The 16,904-nt window shown below is 52.4% G+C and carries 15 protein-coding genes and 1 rRNA gene; 5 read left to right on the forward strand and 11 right to left on the reverse strand.

Annotated features, from left to right (window positions below; genetic code table 11):
• The first annotated feature begins 12 nt into the window (after positions 1–12).
• Positions 13–127 (forward strand): 5S ribosomal RNA (rrf, locus tag Q3O59_RS00005).
• A 462-nt stretch (positions 128–589) separates the two neighbouring features.
• On the opposite strand, the gene Q3O59_RS00010 is transcribed toward rrf, so the two are convergent.
• Both Q3O59_RS00010 and recQ read right to left on the reverse strand, forming a co-directional pair.
• On the reverse strand, positions 590–3,424 hold the full coding sequence (locus tag Q3O59_RS00010; RefSeq protein ID WP_305943667.1) for an EAL domain-containing protein: 2,835 nt from the start codon (positions 3,422–3,424) through the stop codon (positions 590–592).
• A gap of 91 nt (positions 3,425–3,515) precedes the next feature.
• Positions 3,516–5,330 (reverse strand): DNA helicase RecQ, encoded by a 1,815-nt coding sequence (gene recQ / locus Q3O59_RS00015; RefSeq protein ID WP_305943668.1) that lies wholly within the window; start codon positions 5,328–5,330, stop codon positions 3,516–3,518.
• A 120-nt stretch (positions 5,331–5,450) separates the two neighbouring features.
• Here recQ and Q3O59_RS00020 point away from each other — a divergent pair, with 120 nt between their 5' ends.
• Positions 5,451–5,903: a thioesterase family protein gene (locus Q3O59_RS00020; protein ID WP_228592208.1), complete on the forward strand. Its 453-nt coding sequence runs from the start codon at positions 5,451–5,453 to the stop codon at positions 5,901–5,903.
• A gap of 129 nt (positions 5,904–6,032) precedes the next feature.
• Positions 6,033–6,962, forward strand: a complete 930-nt coding sequence (rarD, locus tag Q3O59_RS00025) for an EamA family transporter RarD (protein WP_305943669.1) — start codon at positions 6,033–6,035, stop codon at positions 6,960–6,962.
• 3 nt (positions 6,963–6,965) lie between these two features.
• Here the strand turns inward: rarD and recG are convergent, their stop codons facing one another.
• The 9 genes from recG to Q3O59_RS00070 all read right to left on the reverse strand — a co-directional run bounded on the left by recG (position 6,966) and on the right by Q3O59_RS00070 (position 15,817).
• Positions 6,966–9,047 (reverse strand): ATP-dependent DNA helicase RecG, encoded by a 2,082-nt coding sequence (gene recG / locus Q3O59_RS00030; protein WP_305943670.1) that lies wholly within the window; start codon positions 9,045–9,047, stop codon positions 6,966–6,968.
• Between the two features lie 79 nt (positions 9,048–9,126).
• Positions 9,127–9,897 (reverse strand): substrate-binding periplasmic protein, encoded by a 771-nt coding sequence (locus Q3O59_RS00035; RefSeq protein WP_305943671.1) that lies wholly within the window; start codon positions 9,895–9,897, stop codon positions 9,127–9,129.
• Between the two features lie 72 nt (positions 9,898–9,969).
• Entirely contained in the window at positions 9,970–10,770 is an 801-nt protein-coding gene (locus Q3O59_RS00040) for a substrate-binding periplasmic protein (protein WP_305943672.1), read from the reverse strand.
• Positions 10,771–10,827: 57 nt separating this feature from the next.
• The gene (locus Q3O59_RS00045) at positions 10,828–11,643 is read right to left on the reverse strand and encodes a substrate-binding periplasmic protein (RefSeq protein ID WP_305943673.1); all 816 of its coding nucleotides are present in this window, start codon (positions 11,641–11,643) and stop codon (positions 10,828–10,830) included.
• Positions 11,644–11,658: 15 nt separating this feature from the next.
• Entirely contained in the window at positions 11,659–12,051 is a 393-nt protein-coding gene (gene ridA, locus Q3O59_RS00050; protein ID WP_228592622.1) for a RidA family protein, read from the reverse strand.
• A gap of 1 nt (position 12,052) precedes the next feature.
• On the reverse strand, positions 12,053–14,170 hold the full coding sequence (gene spoT / locus Q3O59_RS00055) for a bifunctional GTP diphosphokinase/guanosine-3',5'-bis pyrophosphate 3'-pyrophosphohydrolase (protein WP_228592624.1): 2,118 nt from the start codon (positions 14,168–14,170) through the stop codon (positions 12,053–12,055).
• 125 nt (positions 14,171–14,295) lie between these two features.
• A complete protein-coding gene (rpoZ, locus tag Q3O59_RS00060; RefSeq protein WP_228592626.1) occupies positions 14,296–14,571 on the reverse strand; it encodes a DNA-directed RNA polymerase subunit omega in 276 nt (91 codons plus the stop codon).
• A 54-nt stretch (positions 14,572–14,625) separates the two neighbouring features.
• Entirely contained in the window at positions 14,626–15,249 is a 624-nt protein-coding gene (gene gmk, locus Q3O59_RS00065) for a guanylate kinase (protein WP_305943674.1), read from the reverse strand.
• An 82-nt stretch (positions 15,250–15,331) separates the two neighbouring features.
• Entirely contained in the window at positions 15,332–15,817 is a 486-nt protein-coding gene (locus Q3O59_RS00070; RefSeq protein WP_305943675.1) for a DUF4442 domain-containing protein, read from the reverse strand.
• Positions 15,818–15,876: 59 nt separating this feature from the next.
• Between Q3O59_RS00070 and Q3O59_RS00075 the strand changes: the two genes are divergently transcribed.
• A complete protein-coding gene (locus Q3O59_RS00075; RefSeq protein WP_305943676.1) occupies positions 15,877–16,113 on the forward strand; it encodes a hypothetical protein in 237 nt (78 codons plus the stop codon).
• A 253-nt stretch (positions 16,114–16,366) separates the two neighbouring features.
• Positions 16,367–16,894, forward strand: a complete 528-nt coding sequence (abiEi, locus tag Q3O59_RS00080) for a type IV toxin-antitoxin system AbiEi family antitoxin (RefSeq protein ID WP_305944425.1) — start codon at positions 16,367–16,369, stop codon at positions 16,892–16,894.
• Positions 16,895–16,904: the final 10 nt, after the last annotated feature.

Raw genomic sequence — 16,904 nt, forward strand, 5'->3', positions numbered from 1 at the left:
AAACAGTTTTTGCCTGGTGGCAATAGCGCTGTGGAACCACCTGACTCCATTCCGAACTCAGAAGTGAAACGCAGCTGCGACGATGGTAGTGTGGCATTCGCCATGCGAGAGTAGTACACCGCCAGGCACCCATTCAATAGAAAAGCCCTACTCGAAAGAGTGGGGCTTTTTTATTGACCGTGATTTGGTTGGTGTATTGCTCGAGCAGGGCGACCCCATGCGACAAATTCGCCGGGAGCGAATTTGGACAGCTTCAGCTGGCCGCGAAGCGGTGAACCCCAGGGATGGGGTGAGCAAAGTAGTACACCGCCAGCCACCCAAGTGGCATTGCGAAACACGTCCCTGTGTTTCGCCCTTCGGGCCTGCCTAACGGCAGTCCCAAACTGCTCCTGCAGTTTGGTCGCCATGCTGGCTCGGTGTATCACCCAACTACACGAGAAGGCTGAGGCCTCGTTCAGATCGACATCAACTTGTTTGACTGAGCGATTAGCGAGGGACAAATGTGCCAGGAGCACATTTGAACAGCTTTAGCTGGCCCGAAGGGCGTAGGGCAGGATGCACGGATTAGTTGTTGTGACGAGCCCGCAACTTATAAAAAAGCTTCGGTTAACAGGCAAGGCTTGGCAAAGTAGTGCCCCTGGAAATAGCGAACCCCATAGTCACGCATAAGCTGATAGCATTGTTCATCTTCAATGTGTGGTGCTATCGGCTCGACTTTGCTGCTTTTTGCAATGTCGATAATGCTTCGGGCAATGGCATGGTTTAACGGATCAGACGCTGCATTGTGAATTACTGCAGGATCCAACTTGAGAAAGTCCAGCGGTAATTGCCGCAACAAGTTAAAGGTCGAAAAACCGCAACCAAAGTTGTCCAGACAAACTTTACATCCTAGTTGATGTGCGAGGCGGATGAAGTTTACTGTTGCAGATAAGTACTCAACAGCGATGTACTCATTAATTTCAAAACAAAGGTTTGAGCCATCTATGTTGTATTGCTTCAGTTTAAGGGCCACAAAATCGATAAAATCAGCATCGGTAATTGAATCTGCGGTAAGGTTAATGTGGCTTTGTAGCGTTTCAGTCTGGGATGATTGGTGTTGATTCAGCCAGGCAAAATAGTTTTCGATAACCCAACGATCAATTAAGCCTGATAACTGTGCCTGCTTGGCAGCCCCGAGAAAATTTTCTGCCGGTATAAGATGTCCGGCATCTGCCTTATACCGCAGTAAAACTTCACAGTGGGTATGCTGATCTGCATCTGGATGCTGAATACTTTGAACATTCAACACCAGTTGGTTGTTGGCTAAGGCTTGGCGTACCCTGTGTTGCCACAGAGTTTGCTCAATATTGTCAGCTTCCACCGGTAGCTCCTCTGGATTGTACAGGTGGATACGGTTGTAGCCCTTTGACTTTGCCTGGCTGCATGCCTGAGCTACCATTTTTAATGCTTCCTTGGTGTCACCATCTGCTTGCTGGATATTGAGCATACCAATGCTGCTGTGCAGGCGGAAAATATGCTCATTCCAGATAAATCGATAGCCTCGTAGTTGGTCCAGCAGTCGGTAAGCTTGCACAAATGCCTCTTGCGACCCTTTGTTTGGTAACAAAGCGACAAAGGTATCTGCAGTTAGCCTGGCAACGGGAAGATCGTTCAGCTCTGATTGCAGCTTGCTGGCAATTTGCCGTAACAACGCATCGCCAGCCGCTTGCTCAGCTTGTTGATTTACACGCTGAAAATCAAGCACATTAATCTGCAGTAGAGTTCCAACGGAGTTTGTTTGCAAAAACTGTTGAAGCTTCTCAGTAAAGGCTGCTTTATTCAATAGTCCTGTCAGGGTATCCAGTTGATTCAATTTTTGCTGCTCTAGTCGTGAAGTTTCTTCGGCAGAAAGTGGTGCTAATGAAACACAAAGGACTTTACCCAATTCGCTGACTTCAGCACTCTCGATATGGATGGCTACGGCTTCTTCTTTCCCTGAGGGGTAATTCAACGTGGCAGCAGATGGAACGGTTCCTTCGAGCATGTCTTGATAGAGCCGTTCCCAGTCCGGTAAAAGCTCTTGTACCAGTTGTGTCTTAACAACTTGATGGGGGCTAAGTCCGATAAATTTATAGAAGAGATGATTTGCTTGTAAAAAATCACCGCGATCAGAAGTGATAAAGATGGCTTTGTTTGACTGCTGGAAAAAAGCTTGGGCATAAGCGTGCTCTATCGCAAAGGTGTCTTTTTGATAGGCAGAACCGGTTGCATCTTGCTGGCTGTGATAATGAAAGCTTATCAAACTCAGGCTGAGGATTAAGGCGATAAGCAATAGATCCTTCCACAGAAAGGGCAGTGGCAATAATCCGAACTCGCTAAGCATCAGCAAGCCACCGCAAAGCAATAAACAGAGCCAGACCAGTGCAAAAAAGCGGGCAGCGAGGTGCCCCTGCAAAAAATGGATAAAGGATATAAATGAGTTGCTGATTAAAACCACCAGCGAGCAGATCAACAGCAGCTGTACCCTAAGTGCTCCATCTGCGAACAATGGACTGAAAAGTAGCAACAAGCTCAGTAGTTGGTTCAGTATAAACAACCAACGCCACGGGCGTTGTTGATACGATGAAAGTGCTTGATAAGTGAACTGGTTTAGAAAAACCAGGGTGAGGCCTGATAGTACATACAAAATGGCTGAATTAATTTCAGGTTGCGTTGGCCATAGATAAGCAAATGCTTGACCACTCAGCGTGGCCAGTACCAGCAGCAGACTGCCATAAAACCCGGCTTGCATCAGATACAATAGCTTGCGGCGACGCAGGGCAAGATAGCTGTTAAAGAGTACAAGTGCCAGCAAAAGACCAAACAGAATGCCTTCCAGTATGTTTTTCTTGCTGTGTTCAGCGAGGAAGATCTCTTGCTGCCATAGTTGCAATTGCAGTGGCACCAGGCCAGCATCCTGCACCTTCAGAAATACATCTACTTTCTGGCCAGGCTCAAGCTGAAGCGGAAAAGCAAAGCCTGGATAAGGGAGAACCCGCTCTGAAAAAGGATAATCACTGCCTGTATGCAGCTGATGAATAACGCGCTGTTGTCCGCGATCGAACAGAGTCAGAGTGACTTGGTCCGCCAACGGGAAATCGTAATAAAGAATGGTTGTCAGTGGCTGGTCACCCTGATAATGCAAGCGTGCAAATAGCCAAACGGCTTCCTGCGCATTTATTTGAGCTTTTTGTCGTTCCTGCAACGGCGTGAAAGCGTGATGGTGTGCCGGGTTGAGCAAGAAGTCTTCAACTTCCAGGGCATGGTCGGTGATTTGGACATGGAGTACATCTCGCAGTGAGCGCTGCTCAAAATGCTGATCGAGCTCCAGGCTTCTGGCGTAATGCGCCTGACTGCACCAGGATAGCAGTAAGCCGAACAGCATAATAAAACAACGAGCGTTCAATCCTTTGCCTCACTTAGATTGAGTATCGACACACCATCTTAAGTCGATATTCTTCGTAGATCTATCCTTGCAGCGGCATATCATCTATTTATCATGACATCAGCTTGCCAGGTGCAGGCTCAGTCGCCAAATAGTCACTGATTTCCTGCAAAAACGCATCGCCATAGCGACCCAGTTTGGTCAAGCCGACCCCGCTTACTTGCAGCAAGCTTTGCTCACTATCGGGCAGACGTTGACAGATATCAATTAGCGTTGCATCGCTGAACACCATGAAAGGTGCTATGTCTTCTTGTTCTGCCAATTTTTTGCGTAACCGCTTGAGGCGGGCAAACAAGGCTTTGTCGTAATTTTGTGGTCTGCGCTTGTCTTTGCTGCTGGTGGCATGCAGCCGAGGCACAGCCAGCTGCAATGGCTGCTCGCCGCGAAGCACCGGCCTCGCTGCGGGTTGCAACTTTAAGGCGGCATGCTGGGTGATGTCTTGCTGCAAAAAACCGAAGTGCACCAACTGCCGCAGAATGCTGAGCCAGAAATCGTGGCTGTACTCTTGCCCCAAACCCCAGGTGGATAATTGGTGATGGCCGTATTGCTGCACTTTTTGGCTGTTGCTGCCACGCAAGACTTCAATCACATGGCCCATGCCAAAGCGTTGCCCGACCCGATAAACACAGGACAAGGCTTTTTGTGCCAGTTCGGTGCCATCAAACTGCTTGGGCGGTGACAAGCAGATATCGCAGTTGCCACAAGGCGTTTGCTGTGCTTCGCCGAAGTAATTTAGTAAGACCAGACGGCGACAGGTTTGGGCCTCGGCGAAGGAGGCCATAGCGGAAAAGCGCTGGCGGGCAACCCGGGCACGTTGTTCGTTCTCTTCTTGGTCAATCCAGTGATGGATGCGACCGATATCGGCTGGGTCGAACAGCATCAGTGCTTCTGCCGCAACGCCATCGCGACCCGCCCGGCCGGTTTCCTGATAGTAGGCCTCAATAGTGCGTGACAGCTCGTAATGCACCACAAAGCGGATATTGGATTTGTTGATGCCCATGCCAAACGCGACCGTCGCCACAATGACCTGCACATCATCGCGCTGAAAGGCTTCTTGCACCCGATTCCGGCTGTCGGAGTCCATACCGGCATGGTAGGCGGCACTGACAAAGCCGCGCTCCTGCAGCTGGCTTGCCAGCTCATCCACCTTGCGACGCGAGTTGCAGTACACCACGCCACTCTGGCCATCTTGCTGCTTCAGATAACTGACCAACTGCTCGAGCGGACGGAACTTTTCTTGCACCATGTAGCGGATATTGGGCCGGTCAAAACTGCCGACGTATTCATGGTGCTGATGCAGGCCAAGTTGCTGCACAATATCGTGGCGGGTCGCGGCATCGGCGGTGGCAGTCAGTGCCATCAGCGGCACCTGGGGAAAGCGCTCTTTCAACAGTGCCAGTGCCATGTAATCCGGCCGGAAATCGTGGCCCCACTGCGAGATGCAATGGGCTTCATCAATCGCAAACAGACTGACACCAAGTTCTGCCATCCGGTCGAGAAACTGAGGTTGCAGCAAGCGCTCTGGGGCCACATACAACAGTTTCAATTCGCGTTGCCGTAATTTTTGGTAGATGGCCTGGATGTCTTCCCGGCTTAAGCTGCTGTTAATAAACTCTGCGGCAATACCATTGGTTTTCAGAGTGTCGACCTGATCTTTCATCAGCGACATCAGAGGCGAAACGACCACGGTGACCTGAGGCAGCACCAAAGCAGGCAATTGATAGCAAAGGGACTTGCCGCCGCCAGTTGGCATCAGTACAAAGCTGTCGCGACCACTGAGGGCGGCATCCATCACCTCCAATTGACCGGGGCGATAGCTGCTGTAACCAAAGAAGGTTTTCAGGTGCTGCAGTAGGGTATCGTGCACAGGGTCTCATGGCTTGCAAAGTAAAGGAGTATTGTAATCAAAAGCGTCCCCGCTGTCTGCACTTGCACCGTGCGACAAAGCCAGATAGGCTTGAGAGGTCCAACCAGGAGAGGCGTTACCATGAAGCATGCCGATTTATTGCCGTTAATTGCCAGCACTTTTGAACAGATGCCCTTCAACCGTGTGCTGGGACTCAAAGTGACGCGCTTCGATCTGGAGCAGGCGGAAGTTTGCTTTGCCTGGTCGGAGCAATTGATTGGCAACCCGGTGCAACAAATTATGCACGGTGGTGTGATTGCCACTGTGCTGGATGTGGTGGGGGGAATTATGGCGGTATCCAGTGCGCTGAGCCGGATGCAGGATATTCAGCAGGATGAGTTGCTAAGCCGGCTGGGCAAAATGAGCACCATTGATATCCGCACCGACTACTTACGACCCGGGCGGGGAACAGAGTTTGCAGCTACAGCACGGGTGATCCGCAGTGGCAACAAAGTGGCAGTTTGCCGAATGGAGCTGCACAACAGCGAGGGCGTGCACATTGCGTTAGGCACCGGTACCTATTTAGTGGGGTAAGTGCTAGTGCTCTTTCCAGTTAATTCCGACTGAATCCGTCATAATTAACTGGAAAGAGCACTAGGTTAAGATTTGGTTATATCGGCTCGATGGGTATAGAATGCAGGCCCAACTGTTACGAGCCTGAGCATGTCATTGACGCGTGAGCAAAAACTGGGTGGCCTGGCGGCCATCAGTGCCTATACCCTCTGGGGCATAGCGCCGCTGTATTTCAAACAAATTGCCGACATCCCCTCGTTGGAAATTCTGGTGCACCGCATTGTCTGGTCTTGCTTGCTGCTGTTGGCGGTGGTGGTGGGGATCCGGCAGTGGCCGCAGCTGCGAGCCGTGCTTTGCCAGCCCAAACTGCTGGCAGCGCTGATGCTGACGTCCGTGCTGCTTGGTTTTAACTGGTGGCTTTTTATCTGGGCTGTGAATCAGAACCATATGCTCGATGCCAGCCTCGGTTATTACATCAACCCGCTGCTGAATGTGTTGCTGGGGATGGTATTTTTGGGCGAGCGCCTGCGCAAGATGCAGTGGTTTGCCCTGACGCTGGCTGGCTGCGCCGTGCTGTATCAGCTGCTGAGCTATGGAGCTTTTCCCTGGATTGCGTTTGCGTTGGCCGGGTCCTTTGCCATCTACGGTTTGTTGCGAAAAAAGCTGGCGGTCAATGCGATGATTGGTTTGTTGCTGGAGTCGCTCTTGTTGTTGCCGCTGGCTGTCTGGTACTGGTGGTTTGTGGCAGACAGTTATGCGGTTAACTTGCTGCACAACAGCTGGACCCTGAATCTTTGGCTGATGGCTGCGGCTTTGGTGACGACGGTACCTTTGCTGTGTTTTATCGCCGGGGCGCGCCGTTTGCAGTTATCCACCATGGGGTTCTTCCAGTACATTGGTCCCAGTCTGATGTTTGTGTTTGGCGTTTGGTTGTATCAGGAGCCACTGGCCACGGAGCGGTTGTTCACCTTTGCCGTTATTTGGACGGCGCTGGCAATTTACAGCGTGGATGCCTGGCAGGCGAGCCGAAAGAGCAGGTTGCAGCGATTAAACCAAACAGCAAAGGTCAACACGCCCTAGACGCTAGGCGTTGGCAAATTGCTCGCGGTCCGGTAACCAGCGGCGCAGCAGCAGTTGACAGGCCTGGGGGTTTTGTTGCCAGAGCTCACCAGCCAGTTGCTGCGCCATCGGCAATAAATAGTCGTCCCGTTCCAGATCGGCAATTTTAAGTTGCGCCAGTCCGGTCTGCCGGGTGCCGAGCAGTTCGCCCGGGCCGCGTATCTCCAGGTCTCGCTGGGCGATGACAAAGCCATCGTTGCTGTCGCGTAGCACGGCCAGGCGGGCCTGAGCACTTTGCGATAAGGGGGCATGGTACAGCAGCACGCAATGCGAGGCGGTACTGCCACGGCCAACCCGGCCACGCAACTGATGCAACTGTGCCAGACCCAGTCGCTCCGGGTTTTCGATGATCATCAGGCTGGCATTGGGCACATTGACCCCTACTTCTATGACAGTGGTTGCAACCAGCACATCCAGCTCACCCTGACTAAAAGCCTGCATCACTTGCTGCTTTTCCGCTGGTTTTAAGCGGCCATGCACCAGTCCCACGCGGATACCCGGCAATGCCTGTTGCAGCTCAGCGCAGCTCTGCTCGGCGGCCTGACACTGCAGGACATCGGACTCTTCAATCAGGGTGCACACCCAATAGACCTGTCGCTGCTCTTGTTGCACTGCAGCCTGGACGCGCTCAATCACTTGTGCACGACGGCTGTCCGGAATAGCGACTGTGCTGACCGGCGTTCGACCAGGTGGCAGCTCATCGATGATGGAAGTATCCAAATCAGCGTAAGCGGTCATCGCCAGAGTGCGGGGGATCGGGGTAGCCGTCATGATCAGTTGGTGGGGCGCGCGGTTGTCGATGCCGCCTTTTTCGCGCAGTGCCAGCCGTTGATGGACACCAAAACGGTGCTGCTCATCAATAATCACCAATGCCAGCCGATGAAAGTGCACATCCTGCTGGAACAGTGCATGGGTCCCTATCACCATGCTGGCGTCACCACTTTGGATCAGTGCCAGTTGCTGGGCTCTGGCTTTGCCTTTGTTTTTGCCGCCAAGCCAGGCAATCTCAATCGCCAGTGGTTTGAACCATTGGCGAAAATTTTCGGCGTGCTGTTCGGCCAGCAGTTCGGTTGGGGCCATCAGCGCAACCTGATAGCCGGCAGCGATGACACGCAGCGCGGCCAGTGCCGCCACCAGGGTTTTTCCTGAACCGACATCGCCTTGTACCAGCCGCAACATCGGTAGCGATTTGGCTAAGTCCTGCTCGATCTCGGTGACCACGCGTTGCTGCGCAGCGGTGGGTTCAAAAGGCAACTGCTGCAAAAAACGTTCACTGAGCACATGCTGAGGGCCAGTGATGGCAATGCCGGGTTGCGCCTGACAATGCTGACGCAATTGAAACATGCTGATTTGTTGCGCCACCAGCTCTTCCAGGATCAGACGCTGTTGAGCCGGGTGCTGCCCTTCTTCCAGTTGCTCCAGGCTGGCATCCGGCGGTGGCCGATGCAGGTAACACAGGGCGTCGGTCAGAGTCCAGTTGCGTTGACCCTGCGCTGGCAAGTATTCATCTGGTGCGAAGCGTTGCAGGTAGCTAAGTGCCAGTTCGGTTAGGTTGCGCCAGCTGGCTTGCTTTAAGCCTTCAGTGGTGGGGTAGATGGGGGTCAGGCTCTCTGCGACAGTCAGTTCGCTGTCGTTCTGCACCAGTTTGTATTCCGGGTGCATCATTTCCAGACCACGCATACCGCGTCGCGCCTCACCAAAGCAGCGCAGCTGCACCCCAGGCGTAACGGCTTCTTTTTGCGCGGCACTGAAATGAAAAAAACGCAGGCTTAGGCTGCCGCTGTGATCACGCAGTTTCACCAGCCAGGAGCGGCGCTTACCAAACTGAATTTCACTGCTTTGCACTGTGCCTAAAATGGTGGTGTGCATGCCGGGTAGTAAATCGGCAATGGCGCAGACCCGGGTGCGATCTTCGTAGCGCAGCGGCAAATGAAACAACACATCCTGCACACTGTGGATCCCCAGTTTGTGCAGCCGCTCGGCCATCTTACTGCCGACCCCTTTTAACTGGGTAATGGCAAGGTTGTTCAGTTGAGTTGCGGTCACGCACAGATCCATGGTGTTACTTAATTGTGTCAGTGTACCCTGAACAAGTAGGGTGAAGCCAGAGCAGGGAACCAGAGAGCTAGTTCAGTGGTGTTTGCTCCTGCTTTTTTGGGTTCAGGGTGCCGTCGGCTATCATGGAGGCAATTGCCTGCTGTAACTTCGGCTTCAGGTGGGCGTGGGCACTGGCTTTGGACAAGGCGACATGAATATGGTGCGGTTCGCTGGATTCAAAGCTGAGACTTGCCTGCTTAAACTGTTGTTGGTATTCAGGCACTCGGCTAAACCAGTTCATGGCATATTCCTCAGTTGTCACTAAGGCATCTGCTCGATGCATTTGGAGCATCTTCAGGCCGGTATCCACAGAGTCAATCACGGAACTGCGTGGATGCCCTGCAATAACGTTTAGGGTTTGATGATTGTAGGTGTAGCCTCGGACGACCATTAAATGAAGTCGGTTGAGATCGGCAACTGTGAGGATGTCTTGTTGTTGTTGACGGATCAGCAAGATCTCGGGACGCGCTAAAGCGTATGGCAGCATGTACATCACCTTTTCACGGTGCTCGCTGGCGTTCAGCCGGACCATTAGATCAACCTCGCCTTGTTCCATCAACCGTAAGCATCTGGCGAAGGGGGTGTTTGGGCTAAACGTCAACTCAAAGCCTGCCCGTCTGGCAAGCTCCAGCATAAAGTCGACCGTTGGTCCGTAGGGTATACCTTCCGCTGGATAGGCGTGGTAACTTGGCAGGTCATCCAGGCACCATTCAAGCTGAGGCTTGGCAGCAGCTTGTGCTGTCGATGGGACAAAGGCATGAAGCAACAGCAATAAAGTGAGCAACAGGTTTCTAAGCATGCATAAATGTCAGAATAAATCCAAAGTTCAGCTTAGCACAAAACTTCATAAAAGCAGTCTCAAGTAACTCAGTCAGTGGTCTGAAGCAACGGCTTGTGGCAAATGATGAAAGTAATGCGGGATTAAGCCATCGGCTATCATCGTTTCAATGGCTTCGGCTAGCTGTTGGTGAAGGTGGGCGTATGGACTGGCTTTGGCTAGGGCTAAATGCACGAAGCGAGCCTCATCCGGCTCAAGATCCAGGCTGGCTACTTTGAACTGTCCATGGTAATCCGGGTTGCTTTGGATACGATTTCTTGCCACTTCAAAGGTACTGATCAGGGCATCGCCGCGCCCCATCAGCAGCATTTGGAGCCCGGCATCCTGAGAGTCGATGGGGATGCTGCGTGGCTGTTGAGCCAGCTGCTTCAGCGCCCGGTGATTGTAGTTATAGCCTCGCACCACAATTAAGTTAAGCTCTGCCAACTGATGGAAATACCGCACATCCGGGCGGTCTTGGCGAATTAGTAAGACTTCAGTTCTGGCCCGGTCAAAAGGGATCAAATGCATATAGCGGCGGCGGTCCGGGCTGTCATTCAGGCGTATCATCAGGTCCGTTTTGCCTTGCTCCATTTGTCGTAAACAGCGCGAGAAAGGGGTGTTTGGGCTAAAACGCAAACGAAAGCCGGCACGCTGTGCCAATTCTTGCATGAAATCGACGGTAGGCCCAAAAGGGCTGCCAGTATCCGGGTAATCATGACGGTTGGGCAGGTGATCAAGGCACCACTCCAGCTCTGGTTTTTCTGGGGTGTCAGGCGGCAGCTGAGCTCCTGCAGGGGCCGGTATCAGGAACCAGGAGAGTAGCGCGGCAAGTGGTAGGATACCTGGACGCACAGTAGCTCCACTTTGGTTTAAGATACTTTGACTATAGCAGACGACCTGGCTTTGCGGTTATTGGGCTGGTACCTCAGGTAGAGCATGAAAGTAACGATGCACCAAATCATCGGCAATCATCGACTTTACGGCAAGGCGCAATTGCGTTTCCAGCCGGGCATTCGGGCTTGCCTTGGACAGGCCAATATGCACATAACGAGGCTCGGCCAGCTGAATCGCCAGACTGGCCGTTTTAAACTGACCATGATAACGGGGGTTCGTTTGCATGAGGTTGCGTGAGCTCTGTACCGGTGCCAGCAAGGCATCAGCACGCTTTAGCAGCAGCATATTCAAGCCGGACTCCAGCGAGTCGACTTCGATAGTCTGCTGGTGGCGGCTGATGATGTTCAGAATATCGGCATTGTAGGTGTAGCCGCGTATCACCATCAAACTAAGGTGGCTGAGCTCTGCCACCGACCAGATATCCGGGCTATCCTGGCGCAGCAACACCACTTCGGGCCTGGCCTGATCGTACGGGATCAGATGCATAAACTCAGCCCGCTCGGGGCTGGTATTCAGGCTGGTCATTACATCGACCTTGCCCTGCTCCATCATCCGGAGGCAGCGGGCGAAGGGGGTGTTCTGGCTAAAGCGCAGACGAACACCCGCCCGTCGTGCGACTTCCTGCATAAAGTCCACCGTTGGCCCATAGGGTTCACCATCCGCAGGGTAATGATGGCGGTTTGGAAAGTCATCAAGGCACCAGTACAGCTCTATGGCTTCATCGGCATTGCTTGGTATGGATGACATTGCTGCAAAGCAGCCCAGCAACAGGGAGCAGATGGAGCGGCAGAGGGTTTTCATCATCGGTTTAGCGGCCAGTGGGTGCTGCATCCCTGCACTGCAAGATTAATGGGTTGAAGGAACTTCCATGACGCCATCGATTTCAATTTGAGCCGCTCTGGGCAAAGCGCTGACCTGCACCGCGGCCCTGGCAGGGTAGGGTTCGGCGAAATACTGGCTCATAATGGAGTTCACTGTGGCAAACTGACTTAAGTCGGTCAGGAAAATGTTCACTTTCACCATGTCGTTCAGACAGCCTCCGGCAGCATCACAAACGGCCTGCAGGTTTTTAAACACCTGATGGGTTTGCTCACTGAAATCGTCTGAGATCATTTCCATGCTGGCCGGGACCAACGGGATTTGACCGGATAAGTATACTGTGGTGCCGATTTTAACTGCCTGGCTGTAGGTGCCAATGGCTGCTGGTGCTGCATCGGTACGGATAATAACTTTGGACATCTTACTTCCTTCTGTAAATTTTCTGCACATCCGGCATCACGCGGATTTTCCGCATCACATTGGCCAGGTGCACCCGGTCGCGAACCGACAGGGTAATGTTAATAATGTACTCACCGGTATCCCGATCGTCGGTTGCCAGATCCTGGATGTTGGAGTCCTGAGTGGCAATCAAAGCTGTCAGCTTGGCTAACACCCCCTGACGATTGATGATGTAGACCCGAATATCGCACAGGAAATGCTTGTCCTGAGTCTGATCCCAGCGTACCGGGAAGTACTTGGCGGGATCTTTTTCCCAGCCTTTGATGTTTCGGCAGTCGCTGCGATGAACATTGAGGCCTTTACCCGGTGAGGCGTTGGCGACGATGGCATCGCCCGGAATGGGGCGACAGCATTTGGCGAACGTGAGCAGCATGCCTTCAGAGCCAACGATGACGGCTTTGCCGTGCTGGTGGTCATGGGCAGGCACTTCATCATCCGGGGTGTCAAAGTCACCCATCAGTCGTCGGGCAATGGCGATTGGAAGCTGGTTGCCCAGGCCAATTTCCACTGCCAGTTCATCCATTGATTTTTGACGAGCGCTTTGCAGCACTTGTTCGATGCGCTCCGGAGCAATATCGGCCAGTTTGACGTCGCCCAGGGCTGAGTTCAGCAGGCGGTAGCCCAGGCTCGTGGCTTCACTCAACTGCTGCTTTTTCAGATAATTCCGGATCCCCAAAATAGCGCGACTGGTCACCACATAATTGAGCCAGTTGGCATTGGGCTTACCACCTGGGCTGGTAATGATTTCGACGGTTTGGCCGGTTTCAAGGGGGCGGCTTAATGGGTACGGCTTGCGATCGACTCGGGCGCCGACACAACGATTGCCGACATCGGTGTGCACCGCATAGGCAAAATCAACCGCAGTGGCATCAATCGGCAGTTCGATGATTCGCCCTTTGGGTGTAAAGACATAGAGCTCGTCCGGGTAAAGTTCGGATTTGACATTTTCAACGAACTCATGGGTTGAGCCGGCACTTTGCTGCAATTCCAGTAAGCTCTGCATCCAGCGGCGGGCACGAATCTGGGCAGTGGTTCCGGCTTGCTCATTGCCACTTTTGTACATCCAGTGGGCGGCAATGCCTTTGTCGGCCATTTCGTCCATTTCTGAGGTGCGGATTTGGATCTCAACCGGAATGCCATGCGGACCAATTAAGGAAGTATGCAGCGACTGATAGCCATTTTGCTTGGGGATGGCGATGTAGTCTTTAAAGCGGATTTCAATCGGCTTGTACAGGTTATGCACCACACCCAGGGTGCGATAGCAGTTGTCGATGCTCTCAACAATGACCCGAAAAGCGTAGATGTCCATCACATCGTTGAACATCCGCTCTTTGTTTTTCATCTTTTGGTAGATGCTGTACAGGTGTTTTTCACGGCCAGAGACTTCCGCCTGAATGCCTGCATCGGCAATACGGCTGCTGATCTCACCTTTGACTTTTTCCAGCAATTCGCGGCGGTGGCCGCGCGCCTGTTGCACTGCCGATTGCAGCGCCCGGTAGCGCATCGGGTACAGGGCTTTAAAGCCGGAGTCTTCCAGCTCATTTTTAATGTTGTGAATGCCCAGGCGGTTGGCGATGGGGGCGTACAGCTCCAGCGTTTCCCGGGCAATACGGCGGCGTTTTTCAGGCCGAAGAGCACCAATGGTTCGCATGTTGTGGGTGCGGTCGGCCAGCTTGATTAAGATCACCCGGATGTCTTGGGTCATTGCCATAAACATCTTTTGCAGGTTGGTGACCTCAAACTCCTGATAGTCTTTAAACTTCACCTTATCCAGTTTGCTGACACCTTGCACCAGCTCTGCCACGGTATTGCCAAAGCGCTCGGCCAGATCCTCTTTGCTAAAAGGCGTGTCTTCAATGACGTCATGCAGCAAGGCGGCCATTAAGGTCTCATGATCCATCCGCATATCGGCGAGGATGCTGGTTACGGCAACCGGGTGGGTAATGTAAGGCTCGCCACTGGAGCGCATTTGCGGGGCATGCGCCTCCCTGGCCAGCAGATAAGCTTGCTGGATCTGCCCAACCTGGTCGGCAGGCAAGTAGGCTTGAATTTGCTGCTTTAAACCTTCAAACAGATACACCTGACCTCCCAAACGGCATCAGCGACAGACTAAAATGATGCTTGTATTAGTATTTATATCAGAATCAGGCGGTGTTGAGTAGGCTGCCAGCAGCAAAAACACTGCTGGCGGGTAGAAAAGAGGGGTTATTCGTCGCCGCCAATGATGGCTGCAACGGCTGCCATTTCAGAGGCTTCTTGCTGCATCTGATCGCGGCGCTCCTGCTCGTCCAGAACGGACTCGGTAATCAGGCCTTCTTCAATTTCACGCAGGGCGATGACAGTTGCTTTGTCATTTTCCCACTCTACCAGTGGATCTTTGCCTTCAACAGTGATCTGACGGGCACGGCGGGCAGCGACCAGGATCAGGTCAAAGCGGTTGCCAATTTTATCCACTGCATCTTCAACGGTTACGCGAGCCATTCGCTACTCCAAGTCAACAGGTTGTGCAAGACCCGCTAGTATACGCCATTCGGCTCATTTCGCCAACAGTTGATCCAACAGATCCTGCTGGCGTTGCTGCTGATTTTGCCAGCGATTGCGTTGGGCCAGTACGATGGCACGCAGCTCCAGCAGGGCTTGTTGAAAATCATCGTTCACAATCAGATAGTCGTACTCGTTGGCATGACTCATTTCATCCTGCGCTTTGCTCATTCGGCCGGCGATGATGTCGGCACTGTCCTGGCCACGACTTTGCAATCGTTGCTGCAGCACATTCAGGCTGGGAGGCAGAATAAAGATGCCAATGGCGTGCGGCAGTTGCTGCCGAATTTGGCGGGCGCCCTGCCAGTCGATGTCCAGAAACACATCGATGCCCTGGTCCAGGGTCTGCTGCAACGTGGTGCGTGAGGTGCCGTAGTAATTGCCAAACACCTCTGCCCATTCCAGAAACTCACCGGCTTCAATCCGGTTTTTAAAGTCATCCACCCGCACAAAGTGGTAATGCACACCATTTTGTTCACCGGGCCTGGGGGAGCGGGTGGTATGAGACACACTGACCTGCATGTCGTTGTGCAGGTCCAGCAGGGCCTGGATCAGGCTGGATTTACCGGCCCCGCTTGGCGCCGATACGATAAAGAGGTTGCCGCTTACCTTTGCCATCTGTCATTCCTGTGGCGCTAAAACCACAATTTTACGTTGCCCGGGCGCTGGCTGCAAACGTCAGCTCAATATGCCCTAGTCATTATTTTTTACTGGCTTTGGCTTTGACCGACAAGGTTAAGGTGAAGGTAGCCATCGGCTCATCGCCATGCAAACTGGGGCAGGTGACCACCACCGACACTGGCCGGTTAATGCGCTCACCGCTTGCCAGCGACTCATCAATCATTTGATCAATGATGGCACCATCATGGCTGGTAAAATGCACTTTGGCTTCAGGACGCTTTAAAAAACTGCCCTGCACATCTTTAAAGGCAAAATTGGCATTGACGCCACGGGCTTTGGCCTTGGTAAAGACCAAAAAAGCACCGGCCAAGTCAGCGCCAATCGCCAGAGCACCAAAGTAAATGCTGCCTAAATGGTTTTTGGTGCGCCAGGTATGCGGCATGGTCACTTCCAGCGTTGTGCTGTCCATCCGCACAATTTTTGGCGAACAAAAACCAATCAGCGGAATGTACCGCCAGGCAAAGAATTTCAAGCCCCAGTTGGCTTTACGAAGGGAAATGGCCATCTTGTTACTCCAAGCTATCTATCGGGCCAGCTTATACTGGTCAGACCATGAAGGCAAGGGTGTTTGAGCAGGCAGATGAGCAAGCCGATAGCACCGTTTTTATTCATTTCATGCTAAGCACTATTGCGAAAACGCTAGCACAAGCACTGGCACAAAACGCCCCTGTAAGCGCCTCTGTAAATGCCCCTGTAAATATTGCCGGCTTAAAAACGCATGAGGCGATTGTGTTATTGCTGCAACACAACCCGCACTTAACGCGCCAGCAATTAGACAATCTGGTAGGTAAAGTGCCGTGATACATTCAGTAGAGCCGTCGCTTCTTGGGTAGTTAGCTCCGCGTGGATTGGCAACAACTGTTGTTGGGCATCAACTATCTTGGCCAGTCATCCTAATTGTCGCCGAGTAGTTGCTCAAGCTTATGTGAGTTAGATTGACTATTTGGTTCGCAATTTATTACCTGAAAGGTATGTTATTGTGCACCATTCGATTGACGAGTTTACTGTTCGTATCTACACTTTATTACGTATTTGGTTATTTGGTGTGCACTTAATGTCAAAATCTGACAAATTACTACTGGTTTTTGCTAACGCGATAAAGGCTGGCGGCGGCATTCATAGCGCTGCAGAGCTGGCTTTTATGTTAGGTGAGCCATACACACCCGCCTTTACGAAATTTCTGGCCGATCGGGTAAAAAAAGGTCAGCTCAGGAGAGTGGCCCAAGGGTTATACGAAAGTGTGCTAACGCCGCCAGAGCCTGAAACAGCAATTTATAAAATCATCAAAAAGTTGCGTAGCGATGAACTGAGTTATATCAGTCTGGAAAGTCAGCTAAGCCATACTGGTGAGATTTCGCAAGTGATGATGGACAGGGTTACCGTAGTGACAAAAGGCAGAAGCGGCATCTTTGCCACGCCTTATGGCGTGATTGAGTTCACCCACACCAAAAGGCCTGTTGAGCAGCTTGTCGCTCATCTGTATTTTGACCCTGACATTAAAATGTATCGCGCCAATACCCAACAAGCGCTGACCGATCTGAAATATTGTCAGCGGAATCTGCATATGCTGGAGCGTGAATAGAGAGAGGATC

The sequence above is a fragment of the Alkalimonas delamerensis genome (genome assembly GCF_030717955.1).
Lineage (GTDB): Bacteria > Pseudomonadota > Gammaproteobacteria > Enterobacterales > Alteromonadaceae > Alkalimonas > Alkalimonas delamerensis.